General features: G+C 70.4%; 13 protein-coding genes and 1 tRNA gene. 9 read left to right on the plus strand and 5 right to left on the minus strand.

All coding sequences use genetic code 11. The annotated features are described in order from the left end of the window. Positions 1 to 2 precede the first annotated feature (2 nt). Positions 3 to 84: transfer RNA gene (locus ACQP09_RS34165), tRNA-Leu, on the plus strand. A 3-nt stretch (positions 85 to 87) separates the two neighbouring features. On the opposite strand, the gene ACQP09_RS34170 is transcribed toward ACQP09_RS34165, so the two are convergent. Beyond that, the gene (locus tag ACQP09_RS34170) at positions 88 to 1,140 is read right to left on the minus strand and encodes a PhlD (RefSeq protein ID WP_433407076.1); all 1,053 of its coding nucleotides are present in this window, start codon (positions 1,138 to 1,140) and stop codon (positions 88 to 90) included. Between the two features lie 72 nt (positions 1,141 to 1,212). Here ACQP09_RS34170 and ACQP09_RS34175 point away from each other — a divergent pair, with 72 nt between their 5' ends. The 4 genes from ACQP09_RS34175 to ACQP09_RS34190 all read left to right on the plus strand — a co-directional run bounded on the left by ACQP09_RS34175 (position 1,213) and on the right by ACQP09_RS34190 (position 5,491). Continuing rightward, positions 1,213 to 1,590, plus strand: a complete 378-nt coding sequence (locus ACQP09_RS34175) for a hypothetical protein (RefSeq protein WP_433407077.1) — start codon at positions 1,213 to 1,215, stop codon at positions 1,588 to 1,590. Between the two features lie 182 nt (positions 1,591 to 1,772). Then, positions 1,773 to 2,426 (plus strand): DUF7691 family protein, encoded by a 654-nt coding sequence (locus ACQP09_RS34180; protein WP_433407079.1) that lies wholly within the window; start codon positions 1,773 to 1,775, stop codon positions 2,424 to 2,426. Positions 2,427 to 2,523: 97 nt separating this feature from the next. Then, positions 2,524 to 3,366 carry a hypothetical protein gene (locus ACQP09_RS34185; protein WP_433407081.1) on the plus strand — a complete coding sequence of 281 codons (843 nt, stop codon included), beginning with the start codon at positions 2,524 to 2,526 and terminating at the stop codon, positions 3,364 to 3,366. A 331-nt stretch (positions 3,367 to 3,697) separates the two neighbouring features. After that, positions 3,698 to 5,491 (plus strand): acyl-CoA dehydrogenase family protein, encoded by a 1,794-nt coding sequence (locus ACQP09_RS34190; RefSeq protein ID WP_433406949.1) that lies wholly within the window; start codon positions 3,698 to 3,700, stop codon positions 5,489 to 5,491. 63 nt (positions 5,492 to 5,554) lie between these two features. On the opposite strand, the gene ACQP09_RS34195 is transcribed toward ACQP09_RS34190, so the two are convergent. Together ACQP09_RS34195 and ACQP09_RS34200 are read right to left on the minus strand one after the other, a co-directional pair. Beyond that, positions 5,555 to 6,190, minus strand: a complete 636-nt coding sequence (locus ACQP09_RS34195) for a hypothetical protein (protein ID WP_433406950.1) — start codon at positions 6,188 to 6,190, stop codon at positions 5,555 to 5,557. Then, positions 6,190 to 6,957, minus strand: a complete 768-nt coding sequence (locus ACQP09_RS34200) for a sulfotransferase (protein ID WP_433406952.1) — start codon at positions 6,955 to 6,957, stop codon at positions 6,190 to 6,192. The genes ACQP09_RS34195 and ACQP09_RS34200 overlap by 1 nt, the downstream gene beginning before the upstream one ends. A 268-nt stretch (positions 6,958 to 7,225) precedes the next feature. On the opposite strand from ACQP09_RS34200, the gene ACQP09_RS34205 reads away from it, so the two are divergent. Beyond that, positions 7,226 to 8,533, plus strand: coding sequence for a cytochrome P450 (locus tag ACQP09_RS34205; RefSeq protein ID WP_433406953.1), 1,308 nt, complete (start codon positions 7,226 to 7,228; stop codon positions 8,531 to 8,533). Positions 8,534 to 8,596: 63 nt separating this feature from the next. Here the strand turns inward: ACQP09_RS34205 and ACQP09_RS34210 are convergent, their stop codons facing one another. Beyond that, positions 8,597 to 9,241, minus strand: coding sequence for a TetR family transcriptional regulator (locus ACQP09_RS34210; protein ID WP_433406955.1), 645 nt, complete (start codon positions 9,239 to 9,241; stop codon positions 8,597 to 8,599). 789 nt (positions 9,242 to 10,030) lie between these two features. On the opposite strand from ACQP09_RS34210, the gene ACQP09_RS34215 reads away from it, so the two are divergent. The 3 genes from ACQP09_RS34215 to trpA all read left to right on the plus strand — a co-directional run bounded on the left by ACQP09_RS34215 (position 10,031) and on the right by trpA (position 12,440). Continuing rightward, on the plus strand, positions 10,031 to 10,384 hold the full coding sequence (locus ACQP09_RS34215; protein ID WP_433406956.1) for an SH3 domain-containing protein: 354 nt from the start codon (positions 10,031 to 10,033) through the stop codon (positions 10,382 to 10,384). A gap of 536 nt (positions 10,385 to 10,920) precedes the next feature. Then, positions 10,921 to 11,729 (plus strand): IS5 family transposase gene (locus ACQP09_RS34220; protein ID WP_433406958.1). Its coding sequence is split into 2 segments (ribosomal slippage): positions 10,921 to 11,269 and positions 11,269 to 11,729, totalling 810 coding nucleotides; the frame shifts between segments, so codons are not numbered across the junction. A gap of 60 nt (positions 11,730 to 11,789) precedes the next feature. Beyond that, complete coding sequence (gene trpA, locus ACQP09_RS34225) at positions 11,790 to 12,440, plus strand: tryptophan synthase subunit alpha (protein ID WP_433406960.1); 651 nt, start codon at positions 11,790 to 11,792, stop codon at positions 12,438 to 12,440. Between the two features lie 53 nt (positions 12,441 to 12,493). Here trpA and ACQP09_RS34230 read toward each other — a convergent pair whose 3' ends face one another. Beyond that, the gene (locus tag ACQP09_RS34230) at positions 12,494 to 12,880 is read right to left on the minus strand and encodes a hypothetical protein (protein ID WP_433406962.1); all 387 of its coding nucleotides are present in this window, start codon (positions 12,878 to 12,880) and stop codon (positions 12,494 to 12,496) included. Positions 12,881 to 13,082 lie beyond the last annotated feature (202 nt).

The raw sequence follows: 13,082 nt of genomic DNA on the forward strand, positions 1-13,082 counted from the left end.
ACGCCTGGATGGTGGAACGCAGACACGGCGAGCTTAAACCTCGCTGCCCCTCGGGGTGTGCCGGTTCGAACCCGGCTCCAGGCACGCTCACCCGGCTCCGGCCGGACCCGCCACCCGTACGTAGAGCGCGGCCGCCGTGAACCCCGGCCCGAAGGCCACCACCACCCCCGGCCCGCTCACCGCCCCCTCGCCCAGCGTCCGCTCCAGCACGTCGAGGACCGCGACGCCGCCCAGATTCCCGCCAGCCAGGGAATCCCGGGCGTGCCGACCGGCCCTCTCCTCGTCCAGGCCGAGCCCGGCCAGGGTGCCGGGGATGATCTGGGGCCCGCCGGGGTGCACCGCCGCCCAGTCCACCGGCCGACCGTCCAGCCACCCCGTCAGGTACGGCAGCACCCGCCCCGGAGCCGTCGTTGCCTCCTTCGTCGACTCGAAAGAGACACCCTCCTCGTGGATCTCGCTCCAGTACGCTTTCGCGCTCTTCGGCAGCACCAGCTCCCACACGCCCTCCGCCACCAGGTCCCCCGCGCCCGCCCGGTCGACGGTGGAGACGACGACGGCGCCCGCCCCGTCCCCGAACAGCCCGCTGTAGAGGATGTCCTGCATACGCAGCTCCGGGCGGGAGCGGTACAGAGTGGAGAGGTCCTCGGAGGCCACCAGCAGGGCCCGCCCGCCCCCGCGGCCGCGCAGGGACCGAACCGCGTGGACCAGGCCGTGGGCACCGCCGACGCACGCGGCGGTCGCCAGCCCGATCCGCTCCACATCCGGCCGCAGCCCCAGCTGTCCGACCAGGTCCACGTCCAGGCCCGGGACCGTCCACGAGGTGGTGTGGGTGGTGACCAGCACGTCGATGTCCCCCGGCCCGAGCCCGGAGCGGGCCAGCGCCTCCCCGGCCGCCGTCACCGCCCGGTCCCGGGCCGCCTCGTACGCGGCCCGCGACCGCACCCCGATCCCCTTCCGTCCGAAGGTGACGGCCGGTGGCGCCGACCACGGCCGCTCCATCACCCCCGTACTACGCATCTGCCGCAGCCACACCTTCAGCTTCGGATGGACGAACCGCTTCTTGATGTCCTGCTCCAGCTCCTCGGTGCTCACCCGGTACGGGGCCCGGACCACCACCGGCCTGCCGATCACCACGTCCATGCCCAACCCCCTCCACCGACGATTCCCGTGCGGCCACCGTACGCACACCGCCCGAACAGCAAGGAGATCCCTGTGCCTCGCCGTCTGACCCATCCCAGCCTGCTGCCCGCCGTCCCCGCCCAGGAGACCCCGCGGCGCCCGCTGGACCTGGGCGTCCACGTCCAGCGCATCCAGATAGACGACCTGGTCGTCATCGACCACCGCCAGGTCCTGGCCCACGGCCGCGAAGCCGCCCGCCAGGACCCCGAAACCGCCGCCCTCCTCGGCTACCGGCCCTCAGCCCCGCTCACCCTCCAGGCCGCCGCCGCCCTCCTCGCCGCCCTCCACACCCCCGACGAGCTGACCGAGATGGGGATGCGCACCGCCCGCCACCTCACCCGCACCACCGCCGCCACCCAGCACCGCGCCTCCGTCGTCCTCGAACTCACCGGCGCCACGGAGGACGACTGACCCCTCCTGAGGTGAGTGAAGGAAGAGCGCGACCCCTTGCCTCCTCGGGCTCACCTCTTAAGAGGTGAGTCCGAGGAGGACGGCCCACCGTCGGCGACAGGCCGACGACCGGGGCCGTACCCCTCCGATGCCGACCTCGGTACGCGCAGCAGTTGCCCAGCCCCCTTTGGCAGGATGGCGCCATGAGCAAGATCGTGAACTACAACATGGCGAGCCGCAGCCGAGTCGCGCGATTCGTTCCGGGCCGAAATCTGACCGCCGACGACATGGAAACTCTGGACCGGATCCGGGAACTGGCGCAGGTGAAGCAGGCCGATTTGGACGAGCAGGAGATCGACTGGGGCCTGACGGTCCCGGACGCGCTGGAGCACCTGGTGTCCGGGCGCGCCGATTCCCCAGCCGAGTGGGCGGGGAACGCGTACTACACGGCTCTCCAGCTCATCATCGACAACAGCGGCAGCGACATATCCACCCTGGCGAGCTACAGCAGCCCGATCACCCTCTACACCACGCTGGACAAAGAGCTGAGCGCCGTCGGCGTACCGCCGGACTTGCTGCCCACGCAGTACATCTTCAGCGGCCCGCCGTCCGAGGTCCCGTTCTACATCCCGCACCCCCCAGAGGGCTCACCGGAGATCGGGGTATGGCCCATGCAGCAGGCCGGGCCCGCCATCCAGGCCTACCGGGAGGCGCTGGACCGGATCGACCCCGACCTCCGGTACGAGCTGTCGGAGCTGATCGAAGCGCTCGACGGCTGGTACTCCCACTGGCACGGCAAGAAGGGCATGCGGTGGTGGCACGAGGACGCCTCGGTCTTTTTCTCCGTCGTCGGCTGACTCGGACCCGGCCCTCGTAGGCGCCCCGTACGAGAATCGCGCGGGCGCGGCGTCGCCTCGCGTGGTCACCCGCCTCCTGGTGCGGCACGGTGGAGAGGTGGAGCTCCCCGTCCCCCTGGCCCTGGCCCGTAGCGCCCCCCGTCTCCCGGCGGGCCATTGGTATGAGCCTAAGTACGACGGTCACCGTATGATTCTGTGGCGTTGCGAGGACGGCGTACGGCTGCTCTCCCGCTCGGGCCGGGAGGTCACGGGCCACTGGCGTGACCTGGCCGAGGCGGGGGAAGCGCTGCCGGCGCCGACGGTGCTGGACGGCGAGACGGTGGTGTGGCGCCACGGGCGCCTGGACTTCGGGGCCGTGCAGTCCCGCGCCGCGTCCTCCCCCCGGGCCACAATCACCGTCCCGGCCTCCTACATCGCCTTCGACGTCCTTCAGCACCCAGTCCATGGTGACGTCCGCCGCCGCCCGTACACCGCCCGCAGGGCTCTGCTGATCGCCCTGCTGAAGGACATCGGCCCCCCGATCCAGGCGACCATGGCCAGCGACGACATCGAGGTCGCCCGGCGCTGGTACGAGGACCTCGTCGCGGTCGGGGTGGAAGGAATCGTCGCCAAGCCGGACCGCGCCTACCCGGCCGGGTACGGCTGGACCAAGGTCCGCCACGCGGACACCGCTGACGCCGCGGTGCTCGGCTTCACCGGCCCGCGTGCCCGCCCCCGCCGCCTGGCCCTGTCGCTCGACGGAGGGCCTGCCCGGCTCTCCACCCGGCTCCCCTCCGCCCTCGCCGCACACCTCGGGAAGCCCCTCGCCAGAGCGCAGGACAACGGCCCCGCCGTGGCGCACGGCGGCGAGCCGTACACCGGACTGGAGACCAACCTCGTGGTCGAGGTGCTGGCAGGATCCGGGCGCCACGGCGTGCTCACCATCGTCCGCGCCCGGTGAGCACTCTCCCGGCACAGGCAGATCTGATCGCGGCGGGCCGGACTCCGAACGTAGGCAAAAGGCAGCCCACCCGGCGGTGATCCCTCTACTCTGACCACAGGGGGCGGGGCTTCCCCCGTGGCGCCGCACCCTGACACGACGAGGGGGCCGTTCCGTACCCGTGTTTCCCGGGGAGCAGAACGGCCCCCTCGCGTTCCGTTCCTGTGGCTCAACAGGCCGCCGAGCAGGGGGAAGTGAGTGACAGTGCGGGTACCTACCGTGTTTTCGCCCTGTTCAATCGTGGTGATCCTCACGCCGTCAGACGTGATCGATCAGGCTAGTTTTCTCCGGTGTGACTGACTCTCAGATTCCGGATTCCGTGTCCGTCTGCTCTGTTCCCGTTTCCGCCGCTCTCTCCGACGTCCTGTTCGACGGTCAGCTGGGAGCCACACACGACCGGTGGAGGAGCTTGTTCAGCTCCGCGCCGTTCTGGTTCCAGGAGGGGCTGACCCACCGGGAGCGAATACGCCTGAGCTACGACCGGCTGCGGATCGTCAACGAGGCCGTCGAGGCTCCGCAGGCGCTCGCGGCCGATCCGGTCGAGCTGACCGCAATCCACGAGTGGGCCGGAGCGGTCGACCCGGGCATGGCCACCATCGTCTCCATCCACTACAACCTCTTCTTCGGGAGCCTGGCCGACCACGAGGCGGCCGGGCGGGACCTGAGCGAGTACGTCCACGGGGACCGCATCGGGACGTTCCTGTGCACCGAGGTGGCCCACGGTAATGACGCCGCCCAGATGGAGACCACCGCGACGTACGACCCAGCGGCACGGGAGTTCGTGCTGAACACCCCGCACCCCGCCGCAGCGAAGTTCATGCCCAACACCGGCCCGGCCGGCGGGGCGAAGGGCGCCGTCGTCGCGGCCCGCCTCATCGTCGAGGGCACCGACCACGGCGTCTTCCTCCTCCTGGTGCCGCTCAGCGACCGCGACGGCAGCTCCCTGCCGGGTATCGGCGTGCGGCCTCTGCCCCAGACGACCAGCAGCCCCGTCGATCACTGCGCCACCACCTTCGACAACGTTCGCCTGCCGCACGCCGCGCTCCTCCAGGGCGACCACGGCCGCCTCACCCCGCAAGGGGAGTTCACCAGCAGCCTCGGCAGCTCCCGCCGCCGGTTCCTGGAGTCCATCGGCCGGGTCACCATGGGCAAGCTCTGCATGACCGCCCACGGGCTCGGCGTCATGCGACACGCGCTCGACGTCGCCATGCGCTACGCCCACACCCGTCACACCTCCGGCATGACGAAGGGCCAGCGGGTGCCCCTGATCGCCCACCGCGGGCACCACACGCCCCTGCTCGACGCCGTCGCGACGACCTACGCCGCCACGCTGCTCCAGCGCTCGGTGGTACGGCAGTGGGACCGGGCTGGCGGGGAGGAGCGCGAGGCGTACGAGCGGCTGACGGCGATCACCAAGGCCTGGATCACCTGGCAGTCGCGGGCGGTCATGTCCGAGTGCCGCGAGCGCTGTGGCGCGCAGGGCCTGATCCAGGCGAACGGGATCGCGCTCCAGCTCGCCTCCATCGAGGGCACGATCACGGCCGAGGGTGACAACACGGTGATCATGCAGAAGGCGGGGGGCGAGATGCTGCTCGGCGGCGTCGACCTCAAGCCCGAGAGCGAGATCGCGGCCGAGGACCGGGAGCTGACCGACCCCCAGTTCCTCCAGGACCTCCTGGCCGACACCGAGCACATCTCCCACACCCGCGCGAAGGCCCGCCTCAGGAGGCGCGCCACCTCCCCCCTGGCCCGCTGGAACTCCACGGTGACGCCCGCTGTGGCCCTGGCCGACGCCCACGTGCACCGGCTCGCCGCCGAGGCCCTGCTGACCGCCGCCGCCCAGGTGCCCTCCGGACTCCCGGCGGATCTGCTGCGCGCCCTGCACGCCCTGTTCGCCCTGCGCCGGATCGCCGCCCACAGCGGGGACCTGCTGGCACGAGGGAGGGTGACCGCCGCTCAGGTCGAGAGCCTGCCCGACGCCGTTGAGGAGGTCCTCGCCACCTTGGAGCCGCACGCACTCACCCTGACCAGGGCGTTCGGCGTATCCGAGGAGATACTGAAGACGCACCCGATGCTCAGCGCCTGACCAGCGCCGTGAAGGGGGAGTCTGCCCCCGGCCGCCGAGCGGGGCGGCGGCCGGAGTGACGGGTCAGAGGTACAGGGACCGGTGCATCGTGTACATGAACCAGTCGCCGGTGCTCAGGGCGAAACAGAACTTGTCGCGGTAGGCCTTGTACTCGGCGTGCTGCGCACCGTCGAGGGAGATCTCCCGCTCCGGCCCGGCCGGGGCCGCTTGCCCCAGGGCCGCGAGCAGGGCGGGGGGCGCCGGTATCTGCAACGCCCGCAGGACCCGGCGGACGTTGTCGACCAGATCCCGCTCCCGGGGCTCCCTGATCTCTTGAAGCGCGCCGGCCAGCGGCCCACCGAGGTCGTTCTCGGCCCCTTCGAGCAAGGCAAGGCACGCCGTCAGGTCGATGATGCTCTCGACGCTCACCTCCACCGTGAACAGGCTGATCAGCTGCTCGCCCTCGGGGCTGTGGAGGCGGTAGCCCTCCGACTCCCGGCGGGGCCTGGCGATCTCGAATGCGGTCGGCGTGTGCCAGCTCAGGAACTTGGGCATTGCGGCCTGGATGCTGCCCCAGCCCTCGTAGGCCCGGCGGATCGTCTCGGCCTGGTCCAGCGGCAGGTAATCGAGGTGGAGGTAGTAGAGGGAGTGGAGGAGGGGTTCCTCCATCTCCAGGAACCGCGTCATGAACACCGGGTCCTCCGGTATCAGGATGTCCATCACAGCTCCTTAGCATCGGGTTCGAAAATGAGTGTCAGGATGCTCGCGCCGGTGGTCCGGGAGGTGAGCAGGTGCGCGGTCCCGCTGCCGAGCGCCGGGTGGTGCAGCGGCAGGGACGCGCCGTCGAGCCCTCTGCCGCTCTCCTCGACCGTCCGCAGCCGGGCATCGTCGGCAACCTCGGACAGGAGGCTCAGAGCCGCACTGTCCCGCGGCGCGCGATGACACATCAGCTTGACCTCGGTCAGCAGGCGCGGGGCCCATGCCTGCGCCCAGTCCAGCAGCACCTTCTCCGCGTCGGGGCTGAACAGCGCCCAGCGCCACAGGTTGGCCGGCGGCCCGCCTTCGGGGAACAGGGCCGCGAAGGCGGCGTTGGCGGCCACCCGGTGCCCGTCGGGCGTGACCGCGCACGCGATCTCGCGCTGACCGCCGATCAGGCGGCCCAGGTGCGGCGAGGGCTCTGCGGGAGGCAGTACCGGCTCGGTCCGGAACAGCTCCAGGTGCCCGATGGCGGTGTCCTCGGCGCTGAAGCCGAGCAGCTGCGCCAGACGCAGGTAGAGGTCCGGCGAGGGACGCAACCGGCCCGCCCGGATCTTCTGGTACGTGCCCGCGCCTCCCTGGAGGGCGGTGTCAACGTCGACCTGCCGGACGCGCTCGGAGCCGCGCCCGCCCCGACCGAAGGGCAGGGACCAGGGTTCGAGGCCGAGCTCCTTACGGGTCCGCCGACGCCGGTAGCGCTCCATCAGCCGCTGGTACTCACGCTCCGGCACCGCTCTCCCCCTCCGCAACAGCCCGCCCCGTACGCACGGAATGTGCGCTCACCAATGAGCCGTTGCCATCTCGCCACATGGCCTGAACGATAGAGAGATCAAACCATGTGCATGGTTTGGTTTGTAACCCGGGCGGCGCCCTGCGCTTCACGCAGAGCGAGCCCGCACCCTCCCGCGCCCCGACCTATTCGACGATGACACCGTCGACCCGTCGGTGAGCGCGGGCACTTTCTTGATGACTTTGTGTGACGACATGAGGAGTGCTGCTGTGACCCTTGCCCCCGGACACGAATCGGTCGAAGGGGCCCGTGAAGACGCGCCCGGCATCCTCCTCACGGCCGGGCCGCCGGGAGGCGGGTGCCCATACCTGCGCGGCGCCACGGCGGACCAGACCAACAGCCAGGAGGGGCAGCGCCTGCGGGCATTGGGCCCGGCCCCGGTCGTGGAGTTGCCGGGGGGAGTTCAGGCACGGGTGGTGGTCGACCCCGGCCTCGCGGAGAGGCTGTCCGCCGGCCCTCACGTCAGCCGGGACGCCGCACGGCACTGGCCGGGATTCCGCGAGGGCACCCGGAGCGTGGACGGGATCATCGCCGCATGGATCGGCACCCACAACGCCCTGAACAGCTACGGCGAGGACCACCGGCAACTGCGGGCACCGATCGCGGCGGCACTCACCCGCCGACGGGTCGAGGCGATGGCACCGGTGATCGAGCTGATCGTCCACGACGTACTGGACGAACTGAACGGCCTCGGAGCCCCCGAGAAGATCGACCTGGTGGAGTTCTACGCCCTGCCCATCCCGCACCGGGTGATCACGCACCTGCTGGGAGTGCCCGCGCAGCACCTCCCCGCGTTCTCCGCCGCCGCGGCCGGACTCTTCGACACCTCCGCCAGCGCGGAGGACGTGGGCCGCTCGATGGGGGCCGTGCTCGCAATCCTGGACCAGCTGGTGGTCAGCGCGCGCGAGCACCCGGAGGACAACCTGGTCGGGGACCTGGTCCGGGCGGCAGACGCGTCCGAGAGCCCGCTGAGCGACACCGAACTGCGCGACCAGCTGATGCTCATCATCATCGCGGGCACCGAGACGACCGTCCACGCGATCGGCACCCTGCTGGTCCACCTCCTGGGCCACCCCGACCAGCTCGCCCTGGTGACCAGCGGACTGGCCTCCATGGAGGCCGCCCTGCGGGAGAGCCTGCGCCTAAGGCCGCCGATCGCCGCTGTGCCGCTGCGCTTCGCCGTCCGGCAGTTCCAGGACGCCCGGAGCGGGGAGCGGTTCGAGGAGGGGGAGCCCATCCTCATCCACCTCGCCGGCGCCAACACCGACCCCGAGACGTACGCGGACCCCGAGCACTTCGACGTGCAGCGCGCCGATGGGTCCCGGAACCTGGCATTCGGGCACGGCCCGCACGTGTGCCCCGGCGCCGCCCTGGCCACCAGTGAAGTGGTGATCGCCGTGACGCGCTTCCTGGACCGGTACCCCGACGCCCGGCTGGCAGTGGCGCCGGAAGACCTTCCGGAACCCTCGTCGTTCATCTCCAACGGCTACACGTCCATCCCCGGCCGACTGGCCTGAGCCCAGACACAGGGACGGGGCCGCGAGGAACTTCTGTCGCGGCCCCGTCTCCTTGAGATCAGGTCAGGCCGGGCTGCCCGTCGCCGACTCCATGGCTTCGAGGCCCTGGATGTACTCCTCGGCCCAACGGGACTGCCGCACCAGAAGGTCGCCTCGCTGGACCGACATGTCCAGCTTGAGGGCTGTTTCCGCGGTGACGATGCCCCGCACGATCACCGCATTCGCGTGCGCGATCTTCTCCGGAAGCCGGTGGTAGTCCAGGCGGGCGTGCTGGTCGGTCCCCGAGTAGAGCATGACCCAGGCCTCCGCCGTCAGCGCCGGGTCCACACCCTGCTGGAGCTCTCCGAACTCCTTGGCCTGCTCGATCAGCTGAGTGACCTGGGGAATGTAGAGCCGGATCAAGTGGCCGTAGAAGTCGGGGTGGTCCTGCTCGGTGGCGAGCCTTGCCGCCGCTTTGACGACCGGAACCACGGGGGTGAGCGTGGCCAGGGCGATCGAGGCGTCCACCACGCTCTGGATGCGCGGGATCTGCGGCACCGCCGCGTCCATCGTGAAGCCCTCCGTCACCACCGCCGTGGCAGCATCGGACTTGCCCAAGTTGAAGTAGTGGTAGAACGCGCCACGGCCGACACCGGCCAGCGTCGTGATGTCCTTGACCGTGGTCCGGTAGTAGCCCTTCTCGGCAAAGACCCGTGCGGCAGCGGCCACCAGCTCCTGCCGCTTGTCTATGGATCGCCGCTGGACCGGTTGCCGCACTGTCGTCTCCTGTTTCGGCTGCACTGCGGCAGCGGTCTGCGTCCCGCACCCCCGGCCGCGCCCGGCCACCGGAGCCGTCATCACAATCAGTTACAACGGGCTGGTGAAACTCTAACCCCGAACCATAGCCGCACTAGAAGTGCGCACACCATGTCCTCCGTTGATCTCTCACCGGCCTCCTGGAAGAGTCACTTGCGAACCAGTCACAGTGTTTGGTCTGCCAGCCAGGTGGGTGACGGGGGCAGAAAGAAGCGCAGCGGGCCGGATTCCAGACCAAACTGGGTGTCTGGCCTGCGTCACCTCCTCGCGAAACGAGGGGGACCTCTTCCTGCGCACCTGCCGCCTGTGACGACGTTCGGCTCCCGCCCGAGCCAGCGCTCTGTGGTGGTGCCGGCCCCAACGGCCGGCACCACCTCGGAACGCGCCACCACCAGGAAGGGCGGCCGCCAGCCTCCACAACGACACAAAAGCGGTGGCCGCCCCTGTACCACCAGGGACGGCCACCGCCGATCGCACCACCGCGAACCGGAATCCATCCACATCAACGGGGCGCTCCAGAGGCGTGTACCACCACGCCGCTGCTCCCAGAATAGTCATGCCCACACCAGGCGGGACCTCGTCCCCTTGGTCGGCGGCTATCGCCCTGGGTGCCAGGAGCTCCCCGCTCGAAAAGGGAGCCCCTTCATGCGTTCACCGACCCGACTGCCCTCCCGAGGAACGCACAACAACGGGGGAAGTGCGTTGCGTATTCGCAAGCGCGCTCTGTCCGTGGGCCTGGCGGCCAGCATCGCCCTGGGAGGGGCGGTCGCCCTCGCCCCGGCCGCGAACGCCGTCGGCTCCTCGAAGTGCAACATCAAGGACGCCCTTCCCGGAGGCGTGTGGGAGACCAGCGCCAGCAACGTGAACCTCCGCAGCGGCCCGAGCACCAGCTACAGCTCCAAGGGCCAGCTGAAGAAGGGCACCGACTTCACCTACCACTGCACCTACAAGGTAGGTAACCGCAAGGGTCTCTGGTACTACGGAACCGTCCGGCAGGGCGCCCACAAGGGCACCAAGGGATGGATCTTCTGGCAGTACGCGCACATCGCCCAGTAGGCGCCCGCGCGCCTCCCGCCCGGGAGGAGATCAACACAGGGCGGGCACCAACAGGGTGCCCGCCCTGCGCCGTTCACGACCCTGCCCCACGCGCCCGCCATCACTGGCGGCCGCCTCCTCGCATCCCACGGATGCCTGACCCCGGCGGCCTGGGTCGAACAAGTCCCATCCGCTGCTGTGGCCCGGGCCCCCACTGTTCCGCACCACGACGACCACACCCGCCCCCGCCCGTTCCGAACACCCGGCACAGCACAGTTTCCGCGCCGGGCTCTCTCCTTCCGGAGCGCCAGTGCCTCACTCTGAACCTTTGCCAGGAACCCTCGCCGCGGGCCCGCAGCCCGCGTCGCTCGAACCGCAGGGGCCCGGGCCCCTCAGCGCCCGCGTCGACTCCGGCTTATCCCCTGCCGCTTCCCGCCTGGACCACGCGTTGGTGGCCAGCCGCGACGAGGGGCGAGCGATGCTCGCCCCGTACTTCCCGGTCGGCTACCCGAGCTTTAGAAGTCATCTCATTTGGATGACTCGGTATTCTGTGAGTCATGGTGGGGATCGTTGAGCGGTTGGTGCCGGACGAGTTGTGGGAGTTGTTCCAGCGGGTGGTGCCGGAGGCGCCGTCGCGGCCGCAGGGCGGCGGTCGGCGTCGGCACGGTGACCGGGAGGTGCTGGCCGCGATCGTCTTCGTGGCCACGTCGGGTTGTACCTGGCAGCAGCTGCCTTCGGCGTCGTTCGGCCCGTCCGGCGCGACTGCCCACCGGCGGTTCTCGGAGTGGTCGAAGGCCAGAGTGTGGGCCAAGCTCCACCGCCTGGTCCTCGACGAGCTCGGTGCCCGAGGCGAGCTGGACTGGTCGCGGTGCGCGATCGACTCGGTGAACATGCGGGCCCTGAAAAGGGGGACCTGACAGGTCCGAATCCTGTCGACCGGGGCAAGTACGGCTCGAAGATCCACCTGATCACGGAACGGTCGGGTCTGCCCATATCCGTCGGCATCTCCGGGGCCAACCTGCACGACAGCCAGGCCCTGATCCCGCTCGTGAAGGGCATCCCGCCGATCCGCTCGCGCCGCGGCCGGCGACGGCGCAAGCCCGGAAAGCTTCACGCCGACAAGGGCTACGACTACGCCCACCTGCGGCGATGGTTACGCGAACGCGGCATCACCCACCGCATCGCCCGCAAGGGAGTCGAGCCCTCGCAACGGCTGGGCCGCCATCGCTGGACCGTTGAACGCACCATGGCCTGGCTCGCCGGGTGCAGACGCCTCCACCGACGCTACGAACGCAAGGGGGACCACTTCCTCGCCTTCACCAGCATCGCCTGCACCCTCATCTGCTACCGCAGACTCACCAAATGAGACAGCGTCTTAGCCGAAGCCTCGCCACCCTGCACGCCCTGGCCGAGCACGCCGGGGGGCGTGCCCTGCGCCGACCCGGTGATGGACGGGCCGGTGATCCGCGCAGCGACCGAGCAGTCCCTCGCAGCGGGCTTCCGCATGCGCGACGCCTTCCTGGCCGCCCGGCTGCTGTCCACCAACTCACCGGCGAACCTGCTGATCATGACGTACTGGGGTCCGGTAGCCGCATACGGGCCCGCCCGCTTCGCGTACGAGGCCAAGGACGCCGGCGCGGCCGGGGTGATCGTGCCCGATCTCCCCGCCGATGAGACCGCCATCTGGCTGGCCGCCACGCGATCGGTCGGGATCCACACGGTCCTCCTCCCGCAGCACGGCGCGGATGACGCCGAGCTGACGCGGATCGGTGCATCGGGCGGAGGCATGATCTACGCTCCGGGCCTGCCGGGGTTGACCGGGTCCACCGATCCGCTCGCCGTCGACCTGGAGACGTTCGTGCAGCGGGCACGTGACCTCACTTCGCTCCCCGTGGGCGTCGGGATAGGGGTCTCCAGCCCAGAGCGCGCCCGTGCAGTCAGCGCGTACGCGGATGTCGTCATCGTCGGGTCAGCCCTGATCCGTGCGTACCAGCAGGCCCCCGGAGGCGCAGGCACCCGCGCTGCGGCGTGCCTGGCCGCTGAACTCTCGGCCAGTCTCGTCACCCGGGGCCTCTAGAGAAGGCTAGTGGCGAACGTGTCTCACCCCGTGTTGCACACCAGGTGTGACCATCACCGGAGGGTGACGCACGCCTTCGCGGCCAGACCCTGGAACTGCACGCACACCCGGGTACCGCGCGGGTAGATCGGGCCGGTGTGCCCGTCGCGGCCCCAGCTCGTCTCCACGAAGTCACCGCCGACCCTGCCCGCGCGCTTCCACTTCCCGCCCGTCTTCCAGGCATCGCCCGGCTTCTTGACGAGCCATCGGGCGATGCCGTCGCCCCGGCCGTCGCGCGATGCGTACACCCAGCCGACACCGCGCGAGGCGGACCCGCGCTTGTGCCAGTGGTGCACGACGATGCCCGGTCGGCACCCGCTGGATCCTGCGCAGGCGTTGACCCGCGTGTCAACGTACCGGCCAGCGGCCGTGGGCGCGGCCGCCGCGGGAACGGCGGACACGGGGAGGAGGGCGGCCGCTAGAACGGCGGCCGTGATCATTCGTCGCATGGACGGCCCAACGTCGACCACCGCGTGCGCCGTTACGGGCAGAGGCCCCGGTTCACTCGTGGGTGCCCCGTGACCTGCTGACTGTTACCTCCGGGCTTGGTCAGCGCGAGACCGCGCGGGCCCGGCCGTGGGACGCCTGAACTCCGTAATCCTC

The sequence above is a fragment of the Streptomyces sp. CA-146814 genome (assembly GCF_050942385.1).
Taxonomy (GTDB): domain Bacteria; phylum Actinomycetota; class Actinomycetes; order Streptomycetales; family Streptomycetaceae; genus Streptomyces.